Origin of the sequence: Phenylobacterium sp. (assembly GCF_041691455.1) — a bacterium.
Classification (GTDB): domain Bacteria; phylum Pseudomonadota; class Alphaproteobacteria; order Caulobacterales; family Caulobacteraceae; genus Phenylobacterium.
In genome coordinates this window covers 24881-38456 of record NZ_JBEPUO010000005.1, presented here as the reverse complement: position 1 = coordinate 38456, position 13576 = coordinate 24881, and the positions used below count along the sequence as shown (strand labels likewise).

The window sequence follows — 13576 nt, the reverse complement described above, 5'->3', positions numbered from 1 at the left end:
GCGGCTATTCCGCGGGCCTCACGGGCACTAGGATCTCGCCGCCGGATTCCTTGAACTTGGCGGACATGGCTTCCAGCCCGGCTTCGATATCGTTCTGGCCCAGGTCGTTCTGGCCGCGGGCCGCGTCGCGGATGTCCTGGCTGATCTTCATGGAGCAGAACTTCGGCCCGCACATGGAGCAGAAGTGGGCGGTCTTGAAGGCCTCCTTCGGCAGGCTCTCGTCATGGTATTCGCGCGCGGTTTCCGGGTCGATGCCGAGGTTGAACTGGTCCTCCCAGCGGAACTCGAAGCGGGCGCGGGAGATGGCGTCGTCCCAGGCGCGCGCGGTCGGGTGGCCCTTGGCGAGATCGGCGGCGTGGGCGGCGAGCTTGTAGGTCATGACGCCGACCTTGACGTCTTCGCGGTTGGGCAGGCCGAGGTGCTCCTTGGGCGTGACGTAGCAAAGCATGGCGGTGCCGAACCAGCCGATCATCGCCGCGCCGATGGCCGAGGTGATGTGGTCGTAGCCGGGGGCGACGTCGGTGGTGAGCGGGCCCAGCGTATAGAACGGCGCCTCGCCGCAGACCGCGAGCTGCTTGTCCATGTTGGCCTTGATCTTGTGCATCGGCACGTGGCCGGGGCCCTCGATCATCACCTGGACGTTGTGCTTCCAGGCGATCTGGGTGAGCTCGCCCAGGGTCTCAAGCTCGCCGAATTGGGCCGCGTCATTGGCGTCGGCGATGCAGCCGGGGCGCAGGCCGTCGCCCAGCGAGAAGGAAACGTCATACGCCTCCATGATCTCGCAGATGTCTTCGAAGTGCTCGTAGAGGAAGTTCTCCTTGTGGTGACTGAGGCACCACTTGGCCATGATCGAGCCGCCGCGGCTGACGATGCCGGTCACCCGCCTGGCGGTCAGCGGCACATAGGCCAGCCGCACGCCCGCATGGATCGTGAAGTAGTCGACGCCCTGCTCGGCCTGTTCGATGAGGGTGTCGCGGAACACCTCCCAGTTCAGGTCCTCGGCCACGCCGTTGACCTTCTCCAGCGCCTGGTAGATCGGCACGGTCCCGATCGGCACGGATGAGTTCCTGACGATCCAGTCGCGGATGTTGTGGATGTTGCGGCCGGTGGAGAGGTCCATGACCGTGTCGGCGCCGCACCTTTTCGCCCAAACAAGCTTGTCGACCTCGTCGGCGACGTGGCTGAGCACCGCGGAATTGCCGATGTTGGCGTTGATCTTCACCAGGAAGTTGCGGCCGATGATCATCGGCTCGAGCTCGGTGTGGTTGATGTTGGCCGGGATGATCGCGCGGCCCCGGGCGATCTCGTCGCGGACGAATTCCGGGGTGCAGAAATCGGGGATCGAGGCGCCGAAGTCCTCGCCGTCGCGGATGAAGGGATCGCTTTCCTGGCGGCGCAGGTTCTCGCGGATCGCGACATATTCCATCTCGGGGGTGATCAACCCCCGGCGGGCGTATTCCAGCTGGCTGACATTGGCGCCGGCCTTGGCGCGGTAGACCCGGCGGGGCGCGGTGAACTGCGGCGCCAGGTGTTGGCCCTTGGCGAAGCCGTTGTCCTCGGGCTTCACCTCGCGGGGATTTTCGACGATCTCCACATCGCCGCGGGAGACCACCCAGGGCTCGCGGGTCTTCGACAGGCCCTTCTCGATGTCGATACTGACCGTCGGGTCGGTGTAGGGGCCGGAGGGGTCGTAGAGGGTCAGCGGCGGCTCGTTGGCCGAGGGGTGCACGGCCACCTCGCGGAACGGCACGCGGATGTCGGGCCAGAGCACGCCGGGCTGATAGACCTTGCGCGAGCCGGGGCGTTCGCCGGTCGGGATCTGTGCGGGTTCCAGGTTTCCGGTGGGCTTGTTCATCGCATGCGCTTCCGCTCTTGGCTGGCCGCCGACTGGGGAGATCGAAGCGGGCCCGTGAACACCGGCGGCCGCAGGTCCTTCCCTTCGCCGGCATGACCCGGATCAGGTTCGACGGGTCGCGGGATCACCCGCCTCTCAGCCGCTTGGCGCGGCCCCCCGAGGAGGCGGCGACGTTAGGCTGGAAGCCCGCGCTGCGGAAGGCGGAATCCGCCTTGAGGAATCTCTTGATCGGGAGGCGGCCTATGTCGGCTGCCTGCTAGACCGGCCCGGCTCCGCGGAATTAGTTTCGATCGCCAGGTGGGCTGTCGGGAGCAGACAGATGACCGCGCCAACGCCAATCCCCGTCAACCGGACGCCGATCGCGGCCTCCGCCTACGACGGTGAGGTCGTGCTGCAGAGCGCCGGCCCTAAGGTCTTCGATGTAGCCTTCACGCCCGAGGCGGTGCTGGAAAGCCTGGAGCCCTTGCGGCGCGCGGCCGAGCGGGCGATGGCTCAGAGGCGCTTGCCGCCGGGCGGCCGCGGCCGCGGCGAAGGGCCCGACCAGGGTTGAGACGGCAGCCGCTCGCGGAACTGGGTCAGCACCGGCCGCTCGCCCGACCAGACGGCGACAAAGGCGCAGCTTGGATGCTCGCCGAGCATCTTGACCGCGCGTGACTGGGCATCCTCATCGGTCGACAGTTCGAAGGCCTCGAACGAGGCGGCGTTACCGAGCCGGTTGCAGGGATAGAGGGTGTACATGGTCATATTCACTACTCCCCGACGCACGCTGTGGGCGGGAGCGGGAGGCACGATCGGCCTGGTCTCTCAGGCGCCGGCGGCAGGGCACAAACCGGCGATGTCGGGACCATACCATGGTCCAGCCTGAAGACCGAATCTGATGAGCCTTGGCGTCACAATATGTAATCAAGCTGCACAGCTAAATATTCTACCCGACATATACCTTGAAAAAGCCGACTATCAATTTTCTCAATCCCTAGTAGAACATTCAAATCCCAGGTTTTTGCTTGGGAATTCTTTATCCAAAAATGCAAGAGTCTCGTCCGCATGCCGCACAGTCGCGGCGAAGGACCGGAATGCACTTCAGGAATTTCCTGCTTCGCGCCCTTCGCGCCGACGACGCCGCCTATCTGACGCCGCACCTGCGGGAGGTCAGCCTGTCGCGCGGCCAGGCGCTCTACGAGCCGGGCGATGAGGTGGACACGCTCTATTTCGCCAGCAGCGCCTGCGTCTCCGTCGTCTCGGTCATGCGGGACGGCCGCATCGTGGAAACCACGACCGTGGGCTGCGAGAGCGTGGCGGGCCTGCTGGACGCGGTGACGCACCAGGCCACCGCGTCACGGATCTTCGTGCAGGTCGCCGGCGCGGCGCTCACCCTGCCCTCGGCGGTGTTCCGCGCACGGCTGGCCGAGAGCGCCGGATTGGTCAACCTGACCCTGCGCCACGCCCGCGGCCTGGCCCAGCAGGCGGAGCTGGCGGTGGGCTGCAACGTCGCCCATTCCGCGGACGGCCGGCTGGCCCGCTGGCTGCTGATGACCCAGGACCGGACCGGCAGCGACGTGCTGCCGCTCACCCAGGACTATCTGGCGGTGATGACCGGCGTCCAGCGCACGACGGTCAGCCTGATGGCCGCCGCGCTCAAGAAGGCGAACGTCATCAGCTATTCCCGCGGCCAGCTGACGATCCTCAACCGGCCGGCGCTGATCGAGCGGGCCTGCGAATGCTACGCCATCAGCGAGCGGCAGTTCGAGGAGTTGGGCGAACCCGCGGACTAGGATCGCGTCGGCGCGTTCAGCGGCGGTTCACCGGAGCAAGCGCAGGCGTGGTAGGTTGCCGGCGGCCCAGGAGGAAAGCCCATGAAGATCGCCCTAGCCCTGATCGGCGCCGCGAGCGCCGCGGTCCTCGCCCTTCCCGCCCAGGCGGCCCAGGACGACAGTTCCTGCTTCCTCACCCGCGACATGCGCAACCACACGGTGGGCAGCGACCACACGCTTTATTTCGACGTCGGCGGCCGTTCGGTCTGGCGCGCGGAGATGAGCAACAACTGCCTGGCCGGCTCCACCTCGTCCGATCCGATCGTCCTGCGCGACCGCGGCGGCATGGGCCGGATCTGCCACAAGATCGACCTGGACGTCGGCGTGCGCGGGATGCGCTGCATCGTCGACAGCCTGGCCAAGCTGACCCCCGCCGAAGTCGCCGCCCTGCCCCGGAAGATGAAGCCTTAAGGGGCTGGCCGCACGGCTGCGTTGGATGTAAGCGCGGGGCCATGCACCTCGCCCGCTTCAATCCCGTCCGTTTCGCCCACCTGCCCACGCCGCTGGAGCCGCTGCCCCGGCTGAGCGAGGCCCTGCTGACGCCCGGCGGCGGACCGAACCTGTGGATCAAGCGCGACGACTGCACCGGCCTGGCGGGCGGCGGCAACAAGACCCGCAAACTCGAATACCTGCTGGGCGACGCGCTCGCCAACGAGGCCACCACGCTGGTGACGCAAGGCGCCGTGCAGTCGAACCATGTGCGCCAGACGGCGGCGGCCGCGGCGATGTTCGGGCTCGACTGCGAGATCATCCTTGAGGAGCGGACCGGCTCCAACGCCGTCGACTACACCCAGTCCGGCAACGTGCTGCTGGACGAGCTGATGGGCGCGAAGATCCGGCGCGTGCCGGGCGGGACCGACATGAACGCCCAGCTCGCCGAAGTGGCGGCCGAGGTCGCGGAGCGCGGCGGGCGTCCCTATGTGATCCCCGGCGGCGGCTCGAACGTGATCGGGGCGCTGGGCTATGTGGAATGCGCCATGGAAATCGTCAGCCAGGCCAATGAGATGGGCCTCGAGATCGACCGGATCGTCACCGCCACCGGCAGCGCCGGGACCCACGCAGGCCTGGTGGCCGGCATCGCGGTGATGGGCGCCGACATCCCGATCCTCGGTATCGGCGTGCGCGCGCCTAAGGAGGCGCAGGAGGCCAATGTCTTCAAGCTGGCTGTCGAGACCGCGGACCTGCTGGGCCACAAGGACCGGGTGACCCGCGACATGGTGATCGCCGACTGCGACTACGTGGGCGCCGGCTACGGCCTGGTCGACGAGGCGGTGATCGAGGCCCTGAAACTGGCGGCGCGCACCGACGCGATCCTGCTCGACCCGGTCTACACCGGCAAGGCGATGAAGGGGCTGATCGCGCTCTCCAAGGCCGGCGCCTTCGACGGCGAGACCGTGGTCTTCCTGCACACCGGCGGGGCGCAAGGCCTGTTCGGCTATCAGTCCGTTCTGGACGGCCACCTGTAATGTCCGAGGACGCGCCCGACACCTCGCTGGTCCTGGGCGTGCTGGGCGGGATGGGACCCGCCGCGACGCTGGAGTTCCTGCGGCAGCTGCAGGCCTTCACCCCGGCCAAGGGCGACCAGGACCACATCCGCGTGCTGATGGACCTGAACCCCAAGGTGCCGGACCGTAATCTCCTGGGCTCCGCCGCGGGCGCGGTGCTGGCGGAGATGGCCGGGGCGCTGGCCGGCGCCGGGGCCGAGGTGCTGGCCATGCCCTGCAACACCGCCCACGCCCATGCCGACCTGATCCAGCGGGCGAGCGGTCTGCCGCTGATCGACCTCATCGAGACCGGGGCCAGCGCCGCCCGCGACCTCGGCGCGCGGCGGGTCGGCGTGATCGGCACCAAGGGCGCGACGCGGCTCTACCGCGAATACCTGGCGGCCCAGGCCATGGGCCTGGTCAGCCTCGACGCCGACCGGCAGGAAGAATTCATGGCCACGATCTACAAGATCAAGGGCGGCGACCTGGGCCCCGCCGTGCAGCGCGAAATGGCCGGCTACGCCGCCGATCTGGTGGCCGCCGGCGCGGAAGCCGTGATCGCCGGCTGCACCGAGGCCCCGCTGGTGATGGGCGCCCACGACGTGCGGGTGGCCTTCATCGACCCGGGCGAACTCCTGGCGCGGCGCTGCGTGGCGGTGTGCCTGGGGCTGGAGCCGGCGCCCGCCGCCCTGGGCGCCTGAAGCCCGTCTGAAGCCCGCTTGAAACCGAGCGGCCTTGCTTCCGCCATGGCGGGCGCTGCAAACACTGGGCGAACAGGGGGACGGTGAAGATGCGGATCGGGCTGGGCGCGCTTGGAATCCTCGGCCTGCTGGCGGGCGTGGCGGCGGCGCAGCCGGCGCCCGGCGTCGCGCACCTGGTCGGCGGTTTCACCCAGCTCTTCATCAGCCCCTGCGGCGAGCCCTATCGCGGCCGGCCAGGAGACCCCTATCCGGTGGCTCTGTGGTTCAAGCAGGCCGACCTGAACCACGACGGGGTCATCGACAAGGCCGAATTCCGGGCCGACCACGAGGGTTTCTTCGACGCGCTGGACTCCGACGGGAACGGCGTCCTCGACGGGACCGAGCTCGGCTTCTACGAGCACAAGGTCGTGCCCGACGTCTTCGGAGCCCCGCTGCCGCGCCTGGGCGCCCTGACCCTGCCGGGGCGCGATGGCGCGAAACTGATCCTCGTGCAGGGCGCGGGCCAGCCGCCCGGCGCCCGGGGGACGGACTCCGGCCTGGAAGGCGCGCGCGGCCCGCTCCCCGGCCTCAACGCCCAGCGCCCACCTGCGCCGCGAACCCTGGAGGGCGCGGCGGCCTACAGCCTGCTGGGCGAGCCTGAGCCGGTGACCGCGGCGGACACCGATCTCGACGGCCGGGTCAGCAAGGCCGAGTTCCTCGCCGCCGCCGACCGCCGCTTCAAGCGCCTGGATAAGCGCGGGGACGGCAAGCTGACGCTGGACGAGCTGCCGAAGACAGCCTCGCAGGCCGAGGCGGAAGACCCGGGGCGGCGGGGCAAGCGCTGAGACGCTGCACGAAACGAAGACCGCCTGAGCGCGTTTCAACGGCGGTTGTCGGCGGCCGCGCGGACCCGGGCGTTGGACTGGGCGAGCGTCGTGTCGGGGATGGTCGCCAGCTTGCTCACGTCGATCTTGGGCGGCGGCGTGTAGGGGCCAAGCGGGATGACCGGCACGGCCGGGCTGACGCGTAGCGCCGCCACATCGCCCAGCGCCTGGTCGCCCTGGACTCGGGCCTGCAGGGCCGACAGCTCGTTGGTGAGCGCGATGTCGCGGCTGCGGGCGGCCTGGGCGTCGGCCACGCGCCCCGCCTCCTGCTGCAGCGGCAGGCCGCGATAGTCCTGGGCCGTTACGGGGGCCGCGATGGCCGCGACGCCGAGCCCGAGCAGGACGAGAAGCACACCCATCAGAAGCTCCTTCGGTCCCCCCGGGATCAGGACCGTGGAACGCGCCGGCTAGTTCTTCGGCTCCACGTGGAAGCGGGCGAGTTCCTGTTTCGGCGCGCTCCAATCAGGGCTCAGTTCGACGGCCTTCTGGTAGTCGAAATAGGCCGACTTGATGTCGTCGAGGCCCTCGTAGGCGAGCGCGCGGTTGTAATAGGCCTTGGCCGGTTCCTCGACGCCGAGCTGGATGCCCTTGTTGAGGTCGGTCAGGCCATCGGCGTAGCGGTGCTGGCCGATCGAGGCGGCGCCGCGATTGACGTAGGCTTCGCCGAGGTCGGGCTTCACCTTCACGGCCTGGTTGAAGTCCTTGGTGGCGGCCACGAAGTCCTGGCGGCGCAGCCGAAGGATGCCGCGGTTGACGTAGGTGCCGGCCCGGTCGCGGGCGTTGAGCTGCTCTTGATCGATCGCCTCTGTGCAGGAGGCCTCGAAGCGGAATTCCGAACGGCCGGCCAGCGCCGCCTTCGCGCAGGCCTCGGCAAGCCCGCCGCCGATCACCGTCACCGACGCCCGGGCCCCGGTCCCCACCATCAGCGCCGCGGCGACCGCCGCGTAAACAATCAGCCGCTTCATCGGGTTCGCTCCATCGACGCCGGCGCGGGACACTGCGCCGCGTACCGGCGTTCGACCCGAGACTCCTCCTGCGACCAGCGGCTGTCAACGCGAAGCTTACGTTGGGTTAGGCTGGACCGCGGGACGGAAGCGCCGCAATTCGCGGTGCAGGATGTAGATGCCGCTGGCGGCGACCACGAGCGCGCCGGCGAGTGTCGCGGCCTGGGGCAGCTCGCCCCAGATCAGGAAGCCCAGGCCTGTGGCCCAGATCAGCTGGATGTAGTCGAAGGGCGCGACGACGCCGACCGGTGCGACCCTGAGCGCCTCGGTGAGCAGGAGCTGGCCGACGCCGCCGATCAGGCCGCCCAGCACCAGCAGGCCGAAGGTGGTCAGGTCGGGCGTGACCCAATGGAAGGCCGAGCCCACCACGCCCAGCGCCGTGCCGGCGGCGGTGAAATAGAAGACGATGGTCGCCCCCTTCTCGGTGGCGGCGATCTGGCGGACCGCGACCATGGCGCCGGCCGCCCCTACGGCGCTGCCCATGGCGAGCGAGACCCCCAGGACGTTCATATGGCCAGGCTCGGGGTGGACCATGATCAGCACGCCGACGAAGCCGACGATCACCGCCCCCCAGCGATGGCGGCCGACGTGCTCGTGCAGGATCAGCGCCGAAAGCGCGGTCATGAACAACGGCGAGGCGAAGTTGAAGGCGGTGGCCGAGGTCAGCGGCAGGTGCTGCACCGCCGAGAAGCCGCAGGTCATCCCGAAGATACCGATGGCGCTGCGTGTCAGGTGGCCGAGCGGCCGTTGGGTCCTGAGCACCGAGAAGCCGGTGGTATGCCAGATGTAGAGGCCGAGCGGCACGAAGGCGAAGAGGTTGCGGAACAGGATGATCTCGAAGACCGGGATCCCGCGCTGGCCGGTCCACTTCACGATCGCCGACAGGCAGGCCATGCACGCCATGGCCGCCACCCGGTAGGCGATGCCCAGGCCGTTGTGCTGGTGCGGCATTTGCGAGGCGGCGGCGGTCACAACGGCGGTTTGCGGGTGGTCGCGCCAGGGGTCAACGTCCGCGCGGCGCAAGCTTGGCAACAGTTTGTGACGCGTCCAGCCCAGGCGCGGCGCCGGACCCGCCCCGTGAACTATTTTGCGGACCCCTGTCGGAGACGGCTAGGCTGGGGCGTCCTAAGCGCGACGAGGAACCGATCACCATGCTCTACGCCATCCTCTGCTACAATTCCGAAGAGGTCGTCTTCTCCTGGACCAAGGAAGAGGACGCCCAGGTCATGGAAAACCTTGCCGGCGTACAGGCCCGGTGGGCGGCCAGCGGCAAGCTCGGTCCCAGCGCGCGGCTGATGCCGACCACCGCGGCCACGACGCTTCGCAAGGGCGACACGCCGCTGGTCATCGACGGGCCGTTCGCCGAGACCAAGGAGCAGTTGCTGGGCTTCTACCTGGTGGACTGCGAGGACCTGGAGGAGGTGCTGACCTTCTGCAAGGAGCTCGGCGCCGTGAACCCCGGCGGGGCCTATGAGATCCGTCCGCTGCACTACTTCTCCAACGGCAGCCTGCCCGCCGACCATGTGGCCGCCCCTGAGCGTGTGACGGCATGACCGACCTCGCCTGGATCGACGCGGCGCTGACCTCCGCCCGTCCCCAGGCGATCGGCGCCCTGCTGCGCTATTTCCGCGACCTCGACACCGCCGAGGAGGCCTATCAGGAGGCCTGTCTCAGGGCGCTGAAGAGCTGGCCGCAGAAGGGCCCGCCGCGTGACGCGGCCTCCTGGCTGATCATGGTCGGGCGCAACGCCGCCCTCGACGGCGTGCGGCGCAAGAGCCGGCTGACCGAACTGCCGCCGGAAGACGCGATCTCCGACGTCGAGGATGTCGAGACGCCGATGGCCGATCGGCTGGACGGCGCCCACTACCGCGACGACATCCTGCGGCTGATGTTCATCTGCTGCCATCCCGAGCTGCCGGCGACCCAGCAGATCGCTTTGGCGCTGCGCATCGTTTCCGGGCTTTCGGTCAAGCAGATCGCCCGGGCCTTCCTGGTCGGCGAGGCGGCCATGGAGCAGCGGATCACCCGGGCCAAGGCGCGCATCGCCAAGGCCGAGACCCCGTTCGAGACCCCAGGCGCGGTGGAGCGGTCCGAACGGATCGCGGCGGTGGCGGCCATGGTCTACCTGGTGTTCAACGAGGGCTATTCGGCCGGCTTCGCCGAGGCCGAGGCCCGCGCGCCGCTGGCCGAGGAGGCGATCCGCCTGGGCCGGCTGTTGCTGCGGCTCTTCCAGACCGAGCCCGAGATCATGGGGCTGACCGCGCTGATGCTGCTGCAGCACTCACGGGCCAAGGCGCGGTTCGACGCCGACGGGGCGATCGTGCTGCTGGAGGACCAGGACCGCGGCCTCTGGAACCGCGACATGATCGGCGAGGGCCTGGCGCTGATCGACAAGGCGATCCGTCACCGCCGCCCCGGCGCCTATCAGGTGCAGGCGGCGATCGCGGCCACCCATGCGCGCGCCGCGCGGCCGCAGGACACCGACTGGGCGCAGATCGATGCGCTCTATGCGAGCCTGGAGCTGATGGAGCCCTCCCCGGTGGTCACGCTCAACCGGGCGGTGGCGGTCTCAAAGGCGCGGGGGCCCGCCGAGGCGCTGGCGATGATCGAGCCCCTGGCCGAGGCGCTGGGCGGCTATTTCTACTTCTATGGCGCGCGCGGGGCCTTCCTATTGCAACTCGGCCGCAAGGCGGAGGCTCGGGAGGCGTTCGGCCGGGCGATCGCTCTGGCCAACACCGCCGCCGAGGCCGGCCACATCCGCCAGCAGATCGACCGGCTGACCGCGGACGCGGCCGCGCGCTAGGCGGCGGGCGACGCGGAGGCGGGTTCGGCGTAGCGGGCGCTGACCTTGCGCAGGCCATCGAGGATCGGGGCGCAGCCTTCCACCGGAAGGTCCAGGGTCGCCAGCAGGCGCCAGGCGCGCACGTTCACGCCGATGGCGTTGCGGTCGAAGAGCCGCTGGGTGCGAAGATGATCGAGCAGGTCGCAGAGGCTGGTGAGCGCCTCATCGACGGCCGGGGCGCCGCAGACGCTGCCCGCGCCGATGCCGCGCACCGCCAGCGAATAGAGTTCCGCCATGCCTTCGTCGTCGAAGGTCTCGCCCAGGGTGGCGTAGGAGGCTTCGGCCAGCTCGAGGAGGGCCAGCAGCTCGGCTCTGCAGGTGGGCTTGATCGTCTCCAGGTTGGCTTGGGCGCGCTCCAGGGCCTCGACCACGGGCAAGCCGCCGGGCGAGGCCAGGATTTCCGCGAGCCTGTGCTTGGGGAAGACGAAACGGACGCTGCTCATGCCTCTTTGCTTTCCTCTTCGGCGCTCGCCGGCGCCTGGGCCGCAGCCTTGTCTTCCCGCCGCCGGCCGACCTCGCCCGGAGGGCCGTCGTCCCGGAACCGGCGGTCTGGGCCGACGTACTCATCGGAATAGAGGAAGGGGCGGCCGTTCTTGGACACCCAGATGATTCGTTCCAGCATCACCACAGGCGCGATCGGTTTCTTGACCATGATATGCCCGCCGCAGTCGCGGGCCTTGTTGACGTCCTTGGCCGGCGTGTGCGCCGTGGTCACCAGGACCGGCGCGAAGCAGTTCGGCTCCTGGGCGTTTTGCCGCAGCCATTTCACGAAGTCGTAGCCGCCTCCCGACGGCGACAGGCTGTCGACGATCGCCAGATCGAGCTGGTGAGCGCCTGCGGCCTCTTGGGCCTGTTCCACCGTCGCGCAACGATGGAGCTGCTTGGCCCCCAGGCCAGTGACGATCTGCACCAGGATCGACATGCCGACCGACGTCTCGTCGAGCAGCAGGATCGAAGCCCTTTCGAGGTTGAATCGCGCGCGGGAGGCAGGATCCAGCGCCATCTCGGTAAGCCCCTCCATTACGCGCCGACGGACGACTCATCGGTGAATAACTGTGCTCACAGATGCGGTTAACAGGGCATTTCACCCCACTAGGTTGGGCGATCCGACAGCGAGGGCAGATTGACGCGCTCCCGGGGCCAGATCGGCCGCCGAACACGTCAGGACCCGGCCGACCGCCGCGCCGGCCTGAGCCCGTCCATCAGGATGTCGATCAAGCGCAGCGCGCTGGGTTGCCAGCCCGGGCTGGCGTTTCCGTAGGTGAAGCCGACCAGGGCGCGCAGCAGGTCCTCTGGATCGGCGTCGGCGCGGATGTCGCCGCTATCGGCGGCGCGGCGCACGAGCAGCGACATGGCCCCGATGATCTGGGCGCCCGACGCCGCGTAGAGTTCCGCGCCGCCGACGATCGCGCCGAGCGCGGAGGCGATGACCTTCTTGGTGGCGATATAGTCGACGAAGAGCCGCATCCATTCGTGCAGCGCCTCGCCCGGCGGCCGGGTCTCGAGCAACCGGGTCGCCGCCTCGGCCAGCTGGCGGACCTCGCGGCGGTAGACCGCCTCGACGATGGCGTCGCGGGTCGGGAAATGGCGGTAGAGGGTGCCGATGCCGACGCCGGCGCGGCGCGCGATCTCCTCCAGGCTGACGTCGGGCCCCTTGTCGGCGAACGCCGCCTTGGCGGCATCGATCAGCCGCTCGCGATTGCGCTCCGCGTCGGCCCGCGGCTTGCGCGCCGCCGGCGCGGCGCCCTCGAAACTCACGATCGTCTGCCTCTTGATAAACGGAGGACCCCTCCGTATATAGCCGGAGACACCCTCCGTTTATACCCGCCGAGCGTTCCCGGCAACGCCCGGCGCGGATTTGCGGAGGCCGGACCCCAGCCAGCCAACCCGCGGAGCACGAGCATGACAGGATCCTTTGGAGCCACTTCCACCACCGACGAGGTGCTGGCCGGCGTCGACCTCTCCGGCAAGCGCATCCTGGTCACCGGCGTCTCCGCCGGGCTGGGCGTCGAGACCGCCCGCGTGCTCGCGGCGCACGGCGCGCAGGTCGTCGGCGCGGCGCGCGACCTTGCCAAGGCCAAGGGCGCCACCGAGGAGGTCCGCGCCCAGGCCAAGAACGGCGGCGGGCTGGAGCTGGTCGAGCTCGACCTGGCCTCGCTGAAGAGCGTGCGCGCCTGCGCCGACGCCCTGGTCGCCGCCGGCAAACCGTTCGACATCGTCATCGCCAACGCCGGCGTCATGGCCACCCCGTTCGGCAAGACGGCGGACGGCTTCGAAACCCAGTTCGGCACCAATCACCTGGGCCACTTTGTGCTGGTCAACCGGATCGCCTCGCTGATGAAGCCCGGCTCGCGGCTGGTGAACCTCTCCTCGTCCGGCCACCGGTTCTCCGACGTCGACCTGGAAGATCCGAACTTCGACCACACGCCCTACGCCGAGTTCATCGCCTACGGCCGCTCGAAGACCGCCAATGTCCTCTTCGCCGTCGAGTTCGACCGGCGGCACAAGGCCCGCGGCGTCCGCGCCACGGCCGTCCACCCCGGCGGCATCCAGACCGAGCTCGGCCGCTACATGACGCCCGAGGTCCTGCAGGGGCTGGTCGACTCCATCAACGCCAACCAGCCGGCCGGCGCGCAGTTCAGCTGGAAGACCATCCCGCAAGGCGCGGCGACCTCGGTCTGGGCCGGCGTGGTGGCGGAGGCCGATCTCGTGGGCGCCCACTTCTGCGAAGACTGCCACGTCGCCGAGATCGTGGAAGGCGTCGACATCCGCGCCGGCGTCCGCAGCTACGCCCTCGACCCCGAGCGCGCCAAGGCGCTCTGGGCCAAGAGCGAGGCGATGGTCGGCGAGCGGTTCTGACCGCCGCCGCTCAAGCTTCCGGAGGGCTTTCGGCCGAGGCGATCGTCGAGGGGCTCGAGCCATCTTGCGTTCGGCGCGGACCCGTTGTTATCGTGGCGCTGGCCTTCGGGAGGCCGACCGTCCGCGTAAAGGGCTTAGCCCACTCGATGATTCCAGG

The 13576-nt window shown here is 69.2% G+C and carries 16 protein-coding genes and 1 riboswitch; of the genes, 8 read left to right on the top strand and 8 right to left on the bottom strand.

Annotated elements, in window-relative coordinates:
* Positions 1-4: 4 nt before the first annotated feature.
* Together thiC and ACESMY_RS09725 are read right to left on the bottom strand one after the other, a co-directional pair.
* Positions 5-1855 carry a phosphomethylpyrimidine synthase ThiC gene (gene thiC / locus ACESMY_RS09730; RefSeq protein WP_372784385.1) on the bottom strand — a complete coding sequence of 617 codons (1851 nt, stop codon included), beginning with the start codon at positions 1853-1855 and terminating at the stop codon, positions 5-7.
* A 75-nt stretch (positions 1856-1930) separates the two neighbouring features.
* Positions 1931-2018: riboswitch (TPP riboswitch) on the bottom strand.
* Between the two features lie 329 nt (positions 2019-2347).
* Positions 2348-2599: a hypothetical protein gene (locus ACESMY_RS09725; protein WP_372784384.1), complete on the bottom strand. Its 252-nt coding sequence runs from the start codon at positions 2597-2599 to the stop codon at positions 2348-2350.
* 329 nt (positions 2600-2928) lie between these two features.
* Here ACESMY_RS09725 and ACESMY_RS09720 point away from each other — a divergent pair, with 329 nt between their 5' ends.
* From ACESMY_RS09720 to ACESMY_RS09700, 5 genes are all read left to right on the top strand, one after another.
* The gene (locus ACESMY_RS09720) at positions 2929-3627 is read left to right on the top strand and encodes a Crp/Fnr family transcriptional regulator (protein WP_372784383.1); all 699 of its coding nucleotides are present in this window, start codon (positions 2929-2931) and stop codon (positions 3625-3627) included.
* An 81-nt stretch (positions 3628-3708) separates the two neighbouring features.
* Positions 3709-4077, top strand: coding sequence for a hypothetical protein (locus tag ACESMY_RS09715; RefSeq protein ID WP_372784382.1), 369 nt, complete (start codon positions 3709-3711; stop codon positions 4075-4077).
* Positions 4078-4118: 41 nt separating this feature from the next.
* Positions 4119-5132, top strand: a complete 1014-nt coding sequence (locus ACESMY_RS09710) for a D-cysteine desulfhydrase (RefSeq protein WP_372784381.1) — start codon at positions 4119-4121, stop codon at positions 5130-5132.
* The gene (locus ACESMY_RS09705) at positions 5132-5851 is read left to right on the top strand and encodes an aspartate/glutamate racemase family protein (RefSeq protein ID WP_372784380.1); all 720 of its coding nucleotides are present in this window, start codon (positions 5132-5134) and stop codon (positions 5849-5851) included. Before ACESMY_RS09710 ends, ACESMY_RS09705 begins: the two co-directional genes overlap by 1 nt.
* Positions 5852-5940: 89 nt before the next feature.
* A complete protein-coding gene (locus ACESMY_RS09700) occupies positions 5941-6675 on the top strand; it encodes a hypothetical protein (protein WP_372784379.1) in 735 nt (244 codons plus the stop codon).
* Between the two features lie 35 nt (positions 6676-6710).
* Here the strand turns inward: ACESMY_RS09700 and ACESMY_RS09695 are convergent, their stop codons facing one another.
* From ACESMY_RS09695 to ACESMY_RS09685, 3 genes are all read right to left on the bottom strand, one after another.
* Positions 6711-7073, bottom strand: coding sequence for a hypothetical protein (locus tag ACESMY_RS09695; protein WP_372784378.1), 363 nt, complete (start codon positions 7071-7073; stop codon positions 6711-6713).
* A 48-nt stretch (positions 7074-7121) separates the two neighbouring features.
* Positions 7122-7679 carry a tetratricopeptide repeat protein gene (locus ACESMY_RS09690; RefSeq protein WP_372784377.1) on the bottom strand — a complete coding sequence of 186 codons (558 nt, stop codon included), beginning with the start codon at positions 7677-7679 and terminating at the stop codon, positions 7122-7124.
* A gap of 96 nt (positions 7680-7775) precedes the next feature.
* Positions 7776-8690: a DMT family transporter gene (locus ACESMY_RS09685; RefSeq protein WP_372784376.1), complete on the bottom strand. Its 915-nt coding sequence runs from the start codon at positions 8688-8690 to the stop codon at positions 7776-7778.
* 179 nt (positions 8691-8869) lie between these two features.
* On the opposite strand from ACESMY_RS09685, the gene ACESMY_RS09680 reads away from it, so the two are divergent.
* Together ACESMY_RS09680 and ACESMY_RS09675 are read left to right on the top strand one after the other, a co-directional pair.
* Positions 8870-9271, top strand: a complete 402-nt coding sequence (locus ACESMY_RS09680) for a YciI family protein (RefSeq protein WP_372784375.1) — start codon at positions 8870-8872, stop codon at positions 9269-9271.
* Positions 9268-10521 carry an RNA polymerase sigma factor gene (locus tag ACESMY_RS09675; RefSeq protein ID WP_372784374.1) on the top strand — a complete coding sequence of 418 codons (1254 nt, stop codon included), beginning with the start codon at positions 9268-9270 and terminating at the stop codon, positions 10519-10521. The genes ACESMY_RS09680 and ACESMY_RS09675 overlap by 4 nt, the downstream gene beginning before the upstream one ends.
* Here the strand turns inward: ACESMY_RS09675 and ACESMY_RS09670 are convergent.
* The 3 genes from ACESMY_RS09670 to ACESMY_RS09660 all read right to left on the bottom strand — a co-directional run bounded on the left by ACESMY_RS09670 (position 10518) and on the right by ACESMY_RS09660 (position 12318).
* A complete protein-coding gene (locus ACESMY_RS09670; RefSeq protein WP_372784373.1) occupies positions 10518-11003 on the bottom strand; it encodes a hypothetical protein in 486 nt (161 codons plus the stop codon). The genes ACESMY_RS09675 and ACESMY_RS09670 overlap by 4 nt on opposite strands.
* A complete protein-coding gene (locus tag ACESMY_RS09665) occupies positions 11000-11563 on the bottom strand; it encodes a response regulator (protein WP_372784372.1) in 564 nt (187 codons plus the stop codon). The genes ACESMY_RS09670 and ACESMY_RS09665 overlap by 4 nt, the downstream gene beginning before the upstream one ends.
* A gap of 158 nt (positions 11564-11721) precedes the next feature.
* Positions 11722-12318: a TetR/AcrR family transcriptional regulator gene (locus ACESMY_RS09660; RefSeq protein WP_372784371.1), complete on the bottom strand. Its 597-nt coding sequence runs from the start codon at positions 12316-12318 to the stop codon at positions 11722-11724.
* A gap of 144 nt (positions 12319-12462) precedes the next feature.
* On the opposite strand from ACESMY_RS09660, the gene ACESMY_RS09655 reads away from it, so the two are divergent.
* Positions 12463-13419 carry an SDR family NAD(P)-dependent oxidoreductase gene (locus ACESMY_RS09655; protein ID WP_372784370.1) on the top strand — a complete coding sequence of 319 codons (957 nt, stop codon included), beginning with the start codon at positions 12463-12465 and terminating at the stop codon, positions 13417-13419.
* The last annotated feature ends 157 nt before the right edge of the window (positions 13420-13576 follow it).